Origin of the sequence: Hymenobacter mellowenesis, assembly GCF_030581005.1 — a bacterium.
Classification (GTDB): Bacteria; Bacteroidota; Bacteroidia; order Cytophagales; family Hymenobacteraceae; genus Hymenobacter; species Hymenobacter mellowenesis.
Map to the genome: position 1 here is coordinate 1 of NZ_JAUQSX010000006.1, position 15446 is coordinate 15446.

General features: G+C 62.1%; 11 protein-coding genes. 7 read left to right on the forward strand and 4 right to left on the reverse strand.

Going from position 1 to position 15446, the window contains the following annotated elements; translation table 11 throughout:
• Window positions 1-88 precede the first annotated feature (88 nt).
• On the forward strand, window positions 89-439 hold the full coding sequence (locus Q5H92_RS12410; RefSeq protein ID WP_440137020.1) for an ankyrin repeat domain-containing protein: 351 nt from the start codon (window positions 89-91) through the stop codon (window positions 437-439).
• Between the two features lie 121 nt (window positions 440-560).
• Here the strand turns inward: Q5H92_RS12410 and Q5H92_RS12415 are convergent, their stop codons facing one another.
• The 3 genes from Q5H92_RS12415 to Q5H92_RS12425 all read right to left on the reverse strand — a co-directional run bounded on the left by Q5H92_RS12415 (window position 561) and on the right by Q5H92_RS12425 (window position 4613).
• On the reverse strand, window positions 561-2801 hold the full coding sequence (locus Q5H92_RS12415) for a xanthine dehydrogenase family protein molybdopterin-binding subunit (protein WP_305011850.1): 2241 nt from the start codon (window positions 2799-2801) through the stop codon (window positions 561-563).
• A 167-nt stretch (window positions 2802-2968) separates the two neighbouring features.
• A complete protein-coding gene (locus Q5H92_RS12420) occupies window positions 2969-3994 on the reverse strand; it encodes an FAD binding domain-containing protein (RefSeq protein WP_305011851.1) in 1026 nt (341 codons plus the stop codon).
• Window positions 3995-4019: 25 nt separating this feature from the next.
• Window positions 4020-4613 carry a (2Fe-2S)-binding protein gene (locus Q5H92_RS12425; protein WP_305011852.1) on the reverse strand — a complete coding sequence of 198 codons (594 nt, stop codon included), beginning with the start codon at window positions 4611-4613 and terminating at the stop codon, window positions 4020-4022.
• 468 nt (window positions 4614-5081) lie between these two features.
• On the opposite strand from Q5H92_RS12425, the gene Q5H92_RS12430 reads away from it, so the two are divergent.
• From Q5H92_RS12430 to Q5H92_RS12450, 5 genes are all read left to right on the forward strand, one after another.
• Window positions 5082-5270, forward strand: coding sequence for a hypothetical protein (locus Q5H92_RS12430; RefSeq protein WP_305011853.1), 189 nt, complete (start codon window positions 5082-5084; stop codon window positions 5268-5270).
• 113 nt (window positions 5271-5383) lie between these two features.
• Window positions 5384-6064, forward strand: a complete 681-nt coding sequence (locus Q5H92_RS12435) for a response regulator transcription factor (protein WP_305011854.1) — start codon at window positions 5384-5386, stop codon at window positions 6062-6064.
• Window positions 6065-6223: 159 nt separating this feature from the next.
• Window positions 6224-7618, forward strand: a complete 1395-nt coding sequence (locus Q5H92_RS12440) for a sensor histidine kinase (RefSeq protein WP_305011855.1) — start codon at window positions 6224-6226, stop codon at window positions 7616-7618.
• A gap of 325 nt (window positions 7619-7943) precedes the next feature.
• On the forward strand, window positions 7944-9593 hold the full coding sequence (locus Q5H92_RS12445) for a SulP family inorganic anion transporter (RefSeq protein WP_305011856.1): 1650 nt from the start codon (window positions 7944-7946) through the stop codon (window positions 9591-9593).
• A 242-nt stretch (window positions 9594-9835) separates the two neighbouring features.
• A complete protein-coding gene (locus Q5H92_RS12450) occupies window positions 9836-10564 on the forward strand; it encodes a carbonic anhydrase (protein ID WP_305011857.1) in 729 nt (242 codons plus the stop codon).
• 96 nt (window positions 10565-10660) lie between these two features.
• On the opposite strand, the gene Q5H92_RS12455 is transcribed toward Q5H92_RS12450, so the two are convergent.
• Window positions 10661-13138, reverse strand: coding sequence for a M1 family aminopeptidase (locus Q5H92_RS12455; RefSeq protein ID WP_305011858.1), 2478 nt, complete (start codon window positions 13136-13138; stop codon window positions 10661-10663).
• A gap of 242 nt (window positions 13139-13380) precedes the next feature.
• Here Q5H92_RS12455 and Q5H92_RS12460 point away from each other — a divergent pair, with 242 nt between their 5' ends.
• The gene (locus Q5H92_RS12460; RefSeq protein WP_305011859.1) at window positions 13381-15345 is read left to right on the forward strand and encodes a TonB-dependent receptor plug domain-containing protein; all 1965 of its coding nucleotides are present in this window, start codon (window positions 13381-13383) and stop codon (window positions 15343-15345) included.
• Window positions 15346-15446 lie beyond the last annotated feature (101 nt).

The following is a 15446-nucleotide window of genomic DNA, read 5'->3' on the forward strand; positions in this document are numbered from 1 at the left end:
TTTTATGACCCCCACCGAATTTAAACAAGTCGCTTAGCCTCTGCTAACGACTGGCTTACCGAATGGGGAAGCGTACAGAACTGCTCTTATCAGTGCGGTGATTGAATGCAAAGGAGAATTTATAGAGTGGCTACTTCAAAATGGAGCTAACATCAATCATCAGGACAGGATTGGTTATTCAGCCTTGCATTTTATTGCCCAGAACAAGCAGGTAAAAATAGCGGCGAAGTTTCTCAAAAGTGGAGCAAACCCTAATGCGATAGATGTTCACGGAAATACGCCACTTTGGACAGCTATTTTCAACTCAAAGGATGAAAAAGGTGTGGTGAAGTTGCTATTGGAGTATGGAGCCAACCCTAACATCGTTAACAAGCATGGTAAGTCTCCTAAAGTGATGTTTGAAACGTTTTACAAGAACGATATATCCGACATTGTATAGTGCAGCTTGTAGACTGTCTACAACATGACGCCTCTAAAATGTTACTATACAGAAACGCCCCGCAACCAACCGGTTGCGGGGCGTTTCCATGTCACTCTAGCAGCACTAGCCGCCGGAGTTGCTACAGCAGCTTGTCAATTGTCACGGGCAGGTCACGCACGCGCTTGCCGGTGGCGTGGTAGATGGCGTTGGTTACTGCGGCGGCTACGCCCAGCAGGCCCACTTCGCCCAAGCCTTTAATGCCAAGGGGGTTGACTTTGTCGTCTTCCTCGCTAACGAAAATCACGTCGATGTCGTGGATGTCGGCATTCACGGGAACGTGGTATTCGGCGTAGTTATGGTTCATGTAGCGGCCGAAGCGGTGGTCCATCACCGATTCTTCCATCAGGGCCGAGCTAATGCCCCAGACCACCGAGCCGAGCACTTGGCTGCGGGCCGTTTTGGGGTTGATGATACGGCCGGCGGCCACGGCGTTCACCACGCGGGTGACGTGCACGGTCATCAGGTCGGGGTCCACTTTCACTTCCACGAACACGGCGTTGTGGGCGTGCATGGAGTATTTCGGGGGCTTTAGCATTTCCAGCTTGGCCAGCACCGTGGAGTTTTCGGCCTCCATTTTGGGCTCGCCGCTGGCTTGCACGATGTCGCGTAGCACAACGGCCTGGGTGTCGTCGGAGTGCAGGCGCAACTGGCCGTTGGCAAACTGCACGTCGTCAATTTTGGCGTCCTTGAAGGCAGGGTGGTCCATTTTCTGGGCCTGTTTCAGCAGGGCCTCGCCGAGCTTGGTGCAGGCTTCCACCACGGAGTTACCAACGGAGGCGGCCGTCCAGGAGCCGCCTTGCAGCGGCGACTCGGGCAGGGTGGTATCTCCCAATACGAAGGTCACAGCTTCTATGGGCAGGCCCATGCTTTCGGCCGCAATCTGCGTCATGATAGTGTAGGTGCCGGTGCCGATGTCGTTGGTGCCGCTGCTCACGGTGAGGTGGCCGTCGGCGTCGAGGCTGGCTTTAACGGTGGCGGGCATCTTGGAGGCATCCCAAATGCCGCCGCCCATGCCCCAACCGACGAGCATTTTGCCGTCGCGCATCGAGCCGGGCTCGGCGGTGCGCTTTTCCCAGCCGAATTTGGCCGCGCCCTCGGCGTAGCACTTGCGCAGGGCCTTGCTGGAGTAGGGGAGGTCTTGGGCCTGGTCGAAATCGGAGTAGTTGCGAAGGCGGAATTCGAGCGGGTCGAGGCCGGCGGCGTAGGCCATTTCGTCCATCGCAATTTCCAAGGCAATGGAGCCCGAGGCCGCGCCGGGCGCGCGCATGTCGAGCGGTGAAAACACGTCGAGCTTGCTGATGCGGTAGCCCAACTCCACGTTTTTGCAGTCGTAGAGCGTGCCGCTCCAGCCCACCACGTTTTCGGTGAAATCCTCAAACTGCGAGGTTTCGGCCACGGCGAAGTGGTTGATGCCGGTGAGCGAGCCGTCTTCGGCCGTGGCCAGGGCCACGTGCTGCAAGGTTTCGGGCCGGTGGCCGAAGCTGAACATCTGCTCACGGGTGAGCGACACGCGCACCGAGCGTTCCAACTCCAGCGAGGCCAGCACCGCCAGAAACAGCTGATATTGGGGTCGCAGTCCCGAGCCGAAGCCGCCGCCGGTGTACTTCGACACCACTCGCGCCTGCTCCTTACTCAGCCCAAAAATCTTGCTGATGTACTGCTGGCTGTTGAAAACGCCCTGCGTTTTGTCGTACACTGTCAGCTTCTTATCCCCGAGCCATTCCACCGTGGTGGCGAACATTTCCATGGGGTTGTGGTGCTGGGCGTGGTGCGAATACTGCGCCTCCATGTGGGCCACTCCTTCTTTCCAGCCCTTGCCAAAGTTGCCGCGCGACTTCGGCGGCTTGTAGCCGGTTTTGCCGCGGCCAGGCTCGAAGGCGTCGTCGAGGTGCTTGGCCAGCTCGGTTTCGTGCGCTTCCTGCTCGTATTCGATGCGCAGGATGGAGGCGGCGTAGCGGGCCAGTTCAAACGTGTCGGCCACCACTAGCGCCACGGGCTGCATGCTGGATTTGATTTCGGCGTCGTGCAGCGGGCGGAAGGGCGAGCCGCCAGGGGCCACGTCATCCTTGTAGCTGCGGTCGAACCAAGCCAGCGAGGGCACATTTTCGTGCGAGAAAACCTGGTGCACGCCGGGCAGCGCCAGCACGGGCGCGGCGTCGATTTTCGTAATTTTGCCCTTGGCAATGGGGCTGTTCACCACGTAGCCGTACAGCAGGTTGGGCACGCTGAATTCGGCGGCGTACTTGGCGGTGCCGGCCACCTTGGCCGGGCCATCGACGCGGTTGGTGGGTTTGCCGATGTAGTCGGTTTGGTGCGTCATGTGATTTGGAATGGATGTAGAAACGCGACACTTCACGTCTCGGCGTTCGCGTCGCTGAACTTCTTTGCGGGTGGGGTTGCGGCGGGTGTCGTTCAACGGGGAGACGCGAAGTGTCGCGTCTCTACATCGCTCGGCCGCTGCTTAATGGCCGTAGCCGTTTAACTCGGTTACGGATTAGAATTCTGGAAAGCGTTGGTATCAATTTCCTGATTCATCTCGGTGGCTTGTTTAAGGGCGCGCACAATGGCGCGCTTGGCCAGCTCAATCTTAAACGTATTGGCACCGTAGCCTTTGGCGTTTTCCAGCACCTTGGCCGCCACGCGGCGGAAGGTGTCGACGGTAGCGCGCTGACCAATGAGCATGGTCTCGGCCTCTTTGTCGCGCCAAGGCTTGTGGGCCACGCCGCCCAGCGCTAGGCGGGCATCTTTGATGAGGGTGCCTTCAAGCTCCAGTGCCGCCGCCACGCTCACCAGGGCGAAGGCGTAGCTGGTGCGGTCGCGCAGTTTTAGGTAGCTGAAGTTTTTGGAGAAGCCTTTCTCCGGCAGGTCGAGGCCGGTGATGAGCTCGCCGGGCTCCAGGGTGTTGTCGCGCTCGGGGTGGTCGCCGGGCAGGCGGTGGAAATCCTCGAATTTGATGGTGCGCTCGCCGTTGGGTCCACTCACGCGCACGGTAGTGTTGAGGGCAGCCAAGGCCACGCACATGTCGGAGGGGTGGGTGGCAATGCACTGGTCGCTGGTGCCCAGGATGCCGCACACGCGGTTGTAGCCGCCGATGGCCGAGCAGCCGGAGCCGGGCTCGCGCTTGTTGCAGGGCGTGGCCAAGTCGTAGAAATAATAGCAGCGGGTGCGCTGCATCAGGTTGCCGCCGTCGGTGGCCATGTTGCGCAGCTGCGGGCTGGCCCCGGCCAGAATGGCCTGGTTGAGCAGCGGGTAACGCTTTTCTACTTCGGGGTGCCAGGCGGTGTCGGCGTTGGTGGCTAGGGCGCCGAGGCGCAGGCCACCGTCGGGCAGGTTCTCGATGGTGTCGAGGCCCAGCTTTTTGAGGCCGATGAGGTGCGTGGGGCGGGCCACGTTTTCCTTCATCAGGTCAATCAGGTTGGTGCCGCCGCCGATGTAGGCCGAGTCGTCGTGCGCAGCTTTGTCCTGCACGGCGCCTGCCACGGCCGTGGCTTGGGTGAAAGTGAAACTGTTCATCTTTTCTGGATTGAGGCGTGCAGGATTATTTCTTCGGCGGTTCGACCGGGGCCATGTCGGGCTTTGTCGCGCCGGCCGACCAGGCTTTGTCCTCAATGATTAATCCTTCGTTGTTAAGCACTTCCATTACGGCGCTCAGGATGTTGCTATAGGCGCCGCAGCGGCAGATGTTGCCGCTCATCAGCTCACGTACTTCGGCTTCGGTTTTGGCCTTGCCTTCGTTGATGAGGCCCTGGGCCGAGCAAATCTGGCCCGGCGTGCAGTAGCCGCACTGGAAAGCGTCGTGGTCGATGAAAGCCTGTTGTAGCGGGCTCAATTTGTCCTCGGTGCCCAGGCCTTCGATAGTCTGGATGTGCGAATCCTCATGCATCACGGCCAGCGAGAGGCAGGAGTTGATGCGTTTGCCATCGACCAACACCGTGCAAGCGCCGCACTGGCCGTGGTCGCAGCCCTTCTTCGTGCCGGTGAGGTCGAGATACTCGCGCAGGGCATCGAGCAGGGTGGTCCAGGGCGCGATTTGCAGCGTGTGGGCCTGGCCGTTGATGTTGAGGCTGACGGGCTGGGTGGGGGCCAGGGCCACTGGCGGCGGGGCCAGCGGGGCTTGGGTAACTTGGCTCATAGAGAAAGAATAGCTAAGTGTGCAGGTACTGCTACTGCCTACGGGCGCTTTTTCCTTCGTGTTTTGCCAAGGATGATGTTTCAAAGAACTGCCGCCTGACTTAAGCACAACCGAGTTCTGCAGAGATGCTAGCAGTCAGGCGAAAGGAAGCTATAACGTTTTTTTGACACCATTTTAAAAACCCTTGCCGGCGTCAGGTCTTGCAATAATAAATGGTTGTATTGCCAGAAATACAACGCCTTAGCCGTTGAGCTTATTTTTGCGAGCCCATCGGAAATCTGATGCCTTGTGAACCTTGCTTTTTTATGGTTTGGCTGGCCCGTTTCGTTCAACGAGGAATACGCAGGATTCGCCCGGCAAAAATTATAACTAAGCCAGAAATGGCGCCCTGTTGTCCGGGAAAAGGTAATTTTGTATCGAAAAAGCAATAGGCTTCGGAATGGCCCTTATTGCTTTTGGACCTGAACGATGCTTAAAAATTTCCAACGCTACTTCCGTTTCTATCTGGCCACTTTCCTGTTCGGCTTGCTGTTGGTGGGCATCCGCTGGCAGGCGGCACCCCTGGGTGAGAAGCTGGTTCCGCAAGAGACGCCAGACTCTGAGCAGCAGGTGGTTGCGCCGTCGCATCGGGTGACGGGTGATATGGCCATGCGCTAACGACTGCAACCCGGTAGCCGGTCCGGTGCTGTTCTTTCGGCCCCTTTTCCAGCGCTTGCGTTGAAGAAGGGACCGGCGGCTTTTTTCGGTCGGCGGCGCTACCTTCCGGCCCCATGAAAATCCTTTTAGTTGAAGACGAGCCCTCCGTGGCGGCTTTCCTGCACCAGGGCCTGACGGAGCAGGACTACACCGTGGACCTGGCCGCCGACGGCCTGCTGGGCCTGAGCCGCGCCCAAACCACGCACTACGACTGCCTGATTCTGGACCAGATGCTGCCCGGCCTCAGCGGCTTGGAAGTGTGCCGGCAGGTGCGCGCCCACGACCCCGGCGTGCCTATTCTGATGCTCACGGCCCTTGGCGAAACCGACGACAAAATCCGCGGCCTCGACGCCGGAGCCGACGACTACCTCGTCAAGCCCTTCGCCTTCGATGAGCTGCTGGCCCGGCTGCGCGCCCTCGTGCGCCGCCGCACCGAGGCCCCCGCGCCCAAAGCCCCCCTGCGCCTCGCCGACCTCACCCTCGACCCCGCCGCCAAGCGCGTGGAGCGGGCCGGGCAAGCCATTCAGCTCACCGCCCGCGAGTTTGCCCTGCTGGAGTACCTGCTGCGCAACCAGGGCCGGGTGGTGTCGCGGGCCGATTTGCTGGAGCACGTCTGGGATTTGAGCTTTGACACCGGCTCGAATGTGATTGACGTGTACATCAACTTTTTGCGCAAAAAGGTGGATAAGGGTTTTGAGCCCAAGCTGATACACACGCTGGTGGGGATGGGCTACGTGATGAAGACGGAGGGGTGATTGGTGCAGAAGGGCTGGAGAAAACGTCATGCAGAGCGCAGCGAAGCACCTTTACTGTTGTAGTAAATCAATGCAGGAGAACGAATAGGATTTGTGACTGCGGGCAAGATGCTTCGCTGCGCTCTGCATGACGTTCTGCTAATTCGCAAGCCACCACCTATGACCATTCGCCTTCGCCTTGCGCTGCAGTTCGGAACCATTCTGGCCGTTACGCTGGTGCTGTTTGCGCTGGCCATTTATTTCGCCACCCAGGAGTCGCGGCGCGAGCTGTTCACTCAAAGCCTGTTCCGGCGCACGCTGGTGGTGGGCCATGCTTACGTGGCCGGGCAAAACGGCCGCGACAACGCCGGCGACGAAGCATCTTACCGCAACTACCTGCGCCAGCTCTACCGCACGCTGCCCGCCGAGCAGGGCCGGGTGTACGATGCCCAAAACCGGCTGGTGTTTCGGGAAGGACAGGGGAATTCGCGGCCCGTGCCCATTGCCTGGCTGGCCGAAGTGCGCGAAAGCGGCCGGGCGGTGCTGGAGCCCGAAACCAACTACCACGAAACCGTGGGCCTGCTCTACCACGACGCCCGGCTGGGGCCGCTGGTGGTGGTGGCCTCGTCGGTGGACGAGGACAGCCGCCAGCAGCTGCGCGAGCTGCGGCAGCTGCTGGCCGGCGGCCTGCTGGCGGCCGTGGCCGTGATGGGCCTGGGCAGCTGGCTGTTTGCCGGGCAGGCGCTGCGGCCCCTGCGCCGGATGGTGCGCGAGGTCGACGGCATCACGGCCACCGACCTGAGCCAGCGCCTGACCCGCGCCGGCGAAACCACCGACGAAATCGGCCTGCTCACCCTGCGCTTCAACCGCCTGCTCGACCGCCTGGAAGCCGCTTTCGTGGGCCAGCGCACCTTCGTGCGCGACGCCTCGCACGAGCTGCGTACGCCGCTTACGGCCCTCATCGGCGAGCTGGAAGTGTCGCTGCTGCAGGCCGAGCGCCCGCCGGCTGAGTACCGCCGCGTGCTGCAAAGCACCCTCGATTCGGCCCGGCAGCTCAACAGCCTCACCAACGGCCTGCTGCAGATTGCGCGCGCCTCCGACGACCCCTCGCAGGTGCCCATGGCCGACGTGCGGCTCGATGAGCTGCTGCTGCAGGCCCACGAGCAGCTGGTGCGCCGCCACGCCACCTGCCGGGTCGATTTGGATTTTGGCGAAGCCGATTTCTTCACCGTGCGCGGCAACGAGGCGCTGCTGCTCTCGGCCGTGCTCAACGTGCTCGACAACGCCTGCAAGTTCTCAAAGGCTACCGGCGGCACCGTGACGGCCACCCTGGCCCGCACCCGCGAGCACCTCACGCTGCTGGTGAGCGACGAGGGGCCTGGTCTTTCGGCCGCCGATTTGGAGCAGGTATTCGTGCCGTTTTTCCGGGCGGCATCGGCGCGGGCGGTGCCGGGGCACGGCATCGGGCTGCCGCTCACGGCGCGCATCATGGCCCTGCACGGCGGCATGGTGCGCGTAGAAAGCGAGCCCGGCCAGGGCACCCAGGTGTGGCTGGAATGGCCGGTGCCGGTTTGATTAAGAGCGTTATAAAACAACGTCATGTCGAGCGCAGCCGAGACATCTCGCGTGCGTCGTCTGTCATCCTGAGCGCAGCGAAGGACCTTATCACGGCTGATTTGCGCCCCTGACGAACTCAGCCGTGATAGGGTCCTTCGCTGCGCTCAGGATGACAGACGACGCATGTGCCACAACCGGCTTTTTTATCGGATTGAGCTCAGAAACCGCTTTTAATTTCCTTTTAATTCGCCTTTAACTCGGTCTTAATAGGGCTGGGTTAACCTTGTGTCTGTGTTCCCTGTCGGTTCCTTGGTGGGGCTGTGGGGGAATAATCACGCAAGTCATGACCCAGGTAATTTCCTCCCCGTCCCGCACCGGGACGCCCATTGCGGCCCCATCGCCCAGCCCGGCCGCATCCACCCCGCCCAGACCTTCGTTGTTCAGCACCATTGGGCAGGATGCGCCCTCGGGGCTGGTGGTATTTCTGGTGGCGCTGCCGCTGTGCCTGGGCATTTCGCTGGCCTCGGGGGCGCCGCTGCTGGCGGGCGTTATCGCGGGCATTGTGGGCGGGGTGCTGGTGAGCTTGCTCAGCGGCTCGGCGGTGAGCGTGAGCGGGCCGGCGGCCGGCCTCACGGTGGTGGTGCTGTCGGCTATTTCCACGCTGGGCTCGTGGCCGGCGGTGCTGGCGGCCACGGCCGTGGCGGGCGTCATTCAGATTGGACTCGGGCTGGCGCGGGCGGGCATTATTGCCTTGTACTTCCCGGCGGCGGTTATTCGTGGAATGCTGGCGGCCATTGGCATTATCTTGATTTTGAAGCAGCTGCCGCACTTCTTTGGGGCCGATGCCGACTATTTTGAAGACATGAATTTCCTGCAGTTCAATGGCCTGAACACGTTCTCGGCCATTGGCGCGGCCATGAAGGGCCTGAGCCCCGGCTCGGTGCTGGTGGGCACGGTGTCGCTGGTGATTCTGCTGCTGTGGAACACGGCGCCGATTAAGCGGCAGCCGTGGTCGCGGCTGGTGCCGGGCGCGCTGATTGCCGTGTTGGCCTCGGTGGGCATCAACGAGCTGCTGAAAGCCTTCGCGCCCGACATCCAGGTGCGCCCCGAGCACCTGGTGAAGCTGCCGGTGCTCTCGTCGCTGGGCCAGCTGGCCAGCGAGATGACTTTTCCGGATTTCAGCGCCCTGCGCAAGCCGGCCACCTACGGCGTCGCCTTCACCATTGCCGTGGTGGCCTCGCTCGAAACGCTGCTCAGCGTGGAGGCCGTCGATAACCTCGACCCGCAGAAGCGCCACACGCCCACCAACCGCGAACTGCTGGCTCAGGGCGCCGGCAACCTGGTGAGCGGGCTGCTGGGCGGCTTGCCGCTCACGGCGGTTATCGTGCGCTCGTCGGCCAACATTGCGGCCGGCGCGCAAACCAAGCTGTCGGCTTTTATTCACGGCCTGTTGCTACTCACGAGCCTGCTGTTTCTGGGCGCGGTGCTGAACCTGATTCCGCTGTCGGCGCTGGCGGCGGTGCTGCTGCTAGTGGGCTATAAGCTGACGCCGCCGGCCCTCTACCGCAAGCAGTGGAAGCTGGGCCGCGAGCAGTTTGTGCCTTTCATCATCACCATCGTGGCGGTACTGTTCACCGATTTGCTCAAGGGCGTGACCATCGGGCTGGTGCTGGGCTTCTTCTTCATTCTGCGCGACAACGCCAAGGCCGGTTCCTATTTGCGCCGCGACGATGCCGACGACAATGCCGAAACCCCCGACGCGCCGCTGCACCTGCGCTTGCCCGAGCACGTTTCCTTCCTCAACAAAGCCAGCATCGTGACCACGCTGGAGCAGCTGCCCCACAACAGCCGCGTCATCCTCGACGGGTCGCGCTCCGACGTCATCGACCACGACGTGCTCGAAGCCATCGAAGCCTTCCGGCAGGCGGCCCCGGCGCGCGGCATCGCGCTGGAGTTGCGCGGCATCCGGCAGGTGGCGCTGGGCACGCATTAGGCCACAATAGAACGACGTAGGGGCGGGGCTTGTCCCCGCCCGCTCGTTGAACGACTCCAGCATTACGGCGCGAATAGCCGGGCGGGGGCAGGCCCCGCCCCTACACCGATTCCCTCCCAATTCAGGCGGTATTTTAGCCGTCCTCAACCCGTGACCGACAGCCTAATTGGGCCGCGGCGCGTATAGCCTGCCTTCGGCTTCCCGCAGCCGGGTGGGCCCTCAACTTACCCTCTTTCACGCTTATGGCTGGAATCAGCAAAATTCTCGAAAACAATAAAAAATGGGTGTCGGACCGCAATGCGACGGACCCCAACTTCTTTAAAAACCTGGCCAATGGCCAGAAACCCAAGTACCTGTTCATCGGCTGTTCCGATTCGCGGGTACCGGCCTCGGGCATCACCGGCACGGGCCCGGGCGAGATGTTCGTGCACCGTAACATCGCCAACCTGGTGGTGCATTCCGACATGAACCTGCTGAGCGTGCTGCAATACGCCGTGGAAGTACTGGGCGTGCAGGACATTCTGGTGGTGGGCCACTACGGCTGCGGCGGCGTGGCCGCGGCGGCCGCCAACAAGCAGTACGGCCTGATTGACAACTGGCTGGTAAACATCCGCGACGTTATCCGCCTGCACGAGGCCGAGTACCTGCGCATCAAGGACGACGGCCAGCGTGCCCGTCGCCTCGTGGAGTTGAACGTGATTGAGCAGGTGCGTAACCTCGCCAAAACCAACATCATCCAGAACGCCATGCGCGGCGACAACCCGCCTCGTCTGCACGGCCTCGTCTACGACATTGCCGACGGCGTGCTCAAGGACCTCGACGTGCACGGCGACGACATGATGACGGACATGGAACACATCTACGCCACCGAAGCCGTGACCAAGGCCCCCGACAAGGACGCCAGCTCCTACGAAGGTCCCAAGCACGACCCGGCCAAAGAAGCTGCGGCCAAGGAAGCCAAAGCCAAATAATTCTGACGATACCCTTTCTGAGCTACGATAACAAAAAAGGCTCGCATCAATTGATGCGGGCCTTTTTTGTTGGTTGAATAACCGCAGTAGCAAATGCTACTTGGCCGCTTCGATTTCGGCAATGGCTTTGTCGGTTTGCTCTTTGGCCAGGGCGGCGTTGGGGCCTTTGGCTTGCTTGTCGGCAATGGCCTTCAGCTGCTCAATGACGGGCTTGTCGGCCCCGTACATCTTGTATTTCACGCCCATGGTTTTGAGGCGGGTGACGCCTTCGGTGATGGCGGTGGCATCGTTGAGGCGGCCGGCCATGGTGCCAATGGGCTCCATCATCCCAAACTGCGCTTGCGGGCGGGCGGCGTCGAACTTATCGCGCACGTAGGCCCACTCGGCCACCCCGCCGCCCTGGGCGTAGGCCTGCATCACGGCCTGAGCCAGAGCGCCATTGCTTTCTTTTTCCAGGGCTTTGGCACGGGTCAGGGCCTGCGCGGGCTGCACGGTGGCCAGGCCCCGCAACGCGGCGGCCTGCACCGAATAAGACTGGCTGTTAAGATTCTGATTAAACAGCTTCTCGTCTTTCTTGTCCTTCAATTGCGCCAACGACGTAAGTGTTTGGGCCAGCACCATGGTGTTTTTCTCGGTGGCGGCCAGCTTGCGCAGGGCCGGCGCAACGGCTTTGGCCACGGTCTTGTCGTCCAGTTTCATGGCCTGCGCGGCCGCGCCGCGAATGGCGTAAAACTTGTCGTTGAGGGCGGCCAGCAGCACGGCGCGCGAGGCGGCGTTGGTGGCCTGGTCTTTGGCCGCGGCGGCCACGGCCTCGCGGCGGTCTACATACAGCGGCGCGTGGCCGTACTGGTAGGCCAGTTCGGCGGCCGACTTGTTGTCGGTTTTATTCCAGAGCAGCTTCTTACTGGCGTCCACGTTCACCAGCTCGGGCTTGGCCGCGAGGGGCATGGTGAAGGTCTGGGTAGCCTCGGTCATGGTCACGGGCTGGTGCATTATCTTGCCGCCCACGTAGTAGTCGATGGTGAAGGGCAGGCGGAAGGGCGTGCCCGGCTGGGTCTGCTTCACCGTCACGGACTGCACCTTTTTGGCCGCGTCCCAAGCGTAGTCGATGGTCACGACGGGGTGGCCGGGCGAGTAGTACCACTGGTTGTAGAACCAGTTCAAATCCTGGCCCGACACCGCCTCGAACGCCAGGCGCATCTGGTGCGCCTCGCCGTTTCCGAACTTGTTGTCCTGAAGGTATTTCTGCAGGCCAGCAAAGAATACATCGTCGCCCAGGTAGGTGCGCAGCATGTCCACGATGGCGCCGCCTTTCTGGTAGCTCACCAGGTCAAATACTTCTTCCTGCTGGTCGTAGTGGAAGCGCACCAGCGTTTTGGCGGCGTCGCGCGGGCTCATCAGGTAGCGGCGCAGGTAGGTGTAGTAGTGGGCGTCGGCGGCGTCTTTGCCGTACTTGTGCTCGGCGTAGAGACCCTCCGAGAAGTCGGCCATTGACTCGTTCACGGTGATATTGCTCCAGCTTTCGGCCGTCACGTAGTCGCCGAACCACTGGTGAAACAGCTCGTGCGCAATCACCGATTCGCTGCTGTAGGGGCGGTCCAGCAGCTCGCGGTCGGTCATTTGCACCTGCTCGCCGTGCAGGGTGGCGGTGGTGTTTTCCATGGCGCCGCTCACGTAGTCGCGGGCCACAATCTGGGCGTACTTATTCCACGGGTACTCCACGCCGAGGCGGTTGGAGTAGAACTCCAGCATGTCGGTGGTGTTGCCGAAAATCTGCTTGGCGAAGGGCGCGTACTTGGGCTCCAGGTAGTAGCTCACCTCCTTGCCGCGCCAGGTGTCGGTGGTTTTTTTGAAGTCGCCCACGGCCATCATAAACAGGTAGGGCGCGTGGGGCAGGTCCATTTTCCAGGTGTCGGTGCGCAGGCCGGGGCCGGCGGGCGTGCTGCTCACCAGCTTGCCGTTGCTGAGCGTCACGTACTTGGCGGGCACGGTCATCGAGATTTCCTCGGTGGTTTTCTGGTTGGGCCGGTCAATGGTGGGGAACCAGGCCGAGGAGCCTTCCGTCTCGCCCTGCGTCCAGATTTGCACCGGCTTACCGGCGGTGGCCGAGTCGGGATTGATGAAATACAGGCCCTTGGCATCCGTAATGGCAGCTGAGCCTTTCACCTTCAGCTCGTCGGGCTTCGACACGTAGTCGATGTAAATGGTGTACTCCTCGCCCGGCTTAAACATGCGGCCCAGGTTGATGCGCAGGTTCATGCCATCGGCGTAGTCGTACTTGAGCGGAGTTTGCTGGCCGCCGTTCATCATGGCCACGGCCTTGATGTCCATACCCTTCGCGTCGAGGCGCAGCGTATCAGTGGGGTAGGCGTGAGGCTTTAGCGTGACCCACTCTTTGCCGTAGAGGTAGCGCTTTTTGTAGTCGAAGCGCACATCGAGCTTGGTGTGCACCAGGTCGTTGACCTTGGTGGCCGAGGCGCGGTAGGGTGATTCCGGCTTGGCGCCGGGCGCCTGGGCGTAGGCGGCGCTGCTGGCTACAAGGCCGAGCAGGCCCAGCAGGGGAAGGTATTTCATCAAAAAGCAGTGGTGAGTGAAATGGTGAGTTCGCGCGAAGGACCAGACTAGGAGCCGAGGGTTGCGCCGCTACGAAAGTAGCGTGGACTCTGTGAGTCCGCGTCTCGCCGCGACGCGGCGAATGTGGAAATGCGCGACATCCGGGCGACGACGGCAGACGATTATTCGCTGCTTCGCAGCAAGGCGCGGACTCGCAGAGTCCACGCTACAGTAAGTTTGTGGCCTCATCAACTATCCGCTAAATGCGACTTACGCGCTACGCCGCCCCGTTTTTCTGCTCCTTCCTCACCTTTAACTCCCTGGCCCAGACGCCCGCCGACAGCGCCCGCAGCCTGCGCGAAGTCACGGTTTTTGCCTCGCGCCTCACCCAGCCCGGCAACCAGACCGGGCACGCCGTCACGGTCATTTCCGGGGCCAGCGTGGCGCGCTACCCGGTCAATTCCATCGATGATTTGCTGCGCTGCCTGCCGGCGCTCGAGATTCAGAGCCGCGGCAGCTTCGGCGCGCAGGCCGACGTGAGCATGCGCGGCAGCACCTTCAACCAGGTCCTTTTCCTGCTCGATGGCATGCGCCTGAATGACCCGCTGACGGGACACTTTGGCGCTTACATGCCCATCACGCCGGCCGAGATTGAGCAGATTGAAATCATCCGCGGCGCCGGCGCGGCCCTCTACGGCCCCGATGCCGTGGGCGGCGTCATCAACATCGTCACCAAAACCTTCGCCGCCACCGAGCGCCGCCACGAGGCTGAGCTAACCAGCACGACTATGCGCGGCGAGTACAACCTGTGGCACACCAACACCGGCGGCTTTCTGGCCACGGGCAAGCTGCGGCTAGGCGGTGGCATTTTGCTGAACAAGACCGACGGCCAGCTGCGCGACTTCCCCGGCACCCAGCGCAGCGACGTCGACCTGAAAACCTACTCGCTCTCGGCCGCCTACGAGCTGACGCCCAAGCTCAGCGCCGCCGCCCGCGCCAGCCTCGACCGGCGCGACTACAGCGCGCAGTATTTCTACACCACGGCCATCAGCGACCAGGCGCGCGAAACCACCAACAAGGACTGGTACCAGGGCCAGCTGCGCTACCAGCACAACGAGCGCGCCCGCACCGAAGCGCAAGTGTCGGCCAGCCGGGGCACCGACTATTATCTGTTTACGCCCACCTCGGTGGCCAGCGACCACCTCACGCACTACACCAACGTGCTGCTCAGCCACCAGCAGCAGTTTACTGACAAGCTGCGGGCCACGCTGGGCGGGCAGGCCGACCACCGCAGCGTGGTGAGCAACGACCGGGGCACCCACGACCAGTGGCACTACGCTGCCTTCGGGGTGGTGGCCCTCACGCCCACGGCGGGCCTGGCCCTCACCGGCGGCCTGCGCCTCGACCACGACCAGGCCTACGGCACCGAAATCGTGCCCCAGCTCAACGTGAGCCAGCAGCTAGGAGAGGAGTTGACCGTGCGCGGGGCCATTGGCCGGGCCATTCGTGCCCCCGATTTCACGGAGCGCTACAACGCCAACGGCCGGCCCGGCACTGTGCCCAATGGCTTCAACGTGGGCAACGCGGGCCTTCAGGCCGAGCGCACCATGAACTACGAAGTGGGCGCCGACTACCGCCCGCTGCCCGGCTTCACGGTGAAAGCCACCGGCTTTTTGCGCAAGGGCAACAACCAGATTGACTACGTGCCCACGCCCGGCGCCCGCGTCATCGAGGCCAGCGGCCTCGCCAACCTCAACCCAGCCGCCACCTACCGCTACGCCCAGAATCTGTTCGACGTGACCACCCGCGGCCTGGAAACGGAGCTGGCGTATCAGCGCCAGTTCACCGCCACCACCCGCTTCGACGGCAGCGTGGGCTACATGCTGGTGAAGGTGAGCAACGCCGACAACATCGCCTCGCAATACCTCGCCAATATTGCCCGGCAGGTAGTGTCGGGCACGGTCAGCCTCACTTCCAAGCGGGTAAATGGCAGCCTCAGCGGCCTCTGGAAGCAGCGCGACGCCAGCGCGGCGGCGGCCATCAGCCGCGTGAATAATACGGAATACACGGTATTCAACGCCCGGCTGGAAGTGGCGCTGCTGCCCCAGCGCCTCTGGCTCACGGGGCAGGTGCAGAACCTGTTCAACGAGAAATACTCCGACCTGCTGGGTGCGCAGATGCCTACCCGCTGGCTGATGGGCGGCATGCGGGTGGCGTTGCGGCGGTAGAGGCTGGGCGTTCTGCCGAGTATTCTCGCCCAGGGTCGTCTGTCATCCTGAGCAAAGCGAAGGACCTTATCACGTGAGCGCAAGTCGTTCGGCGGTGATAA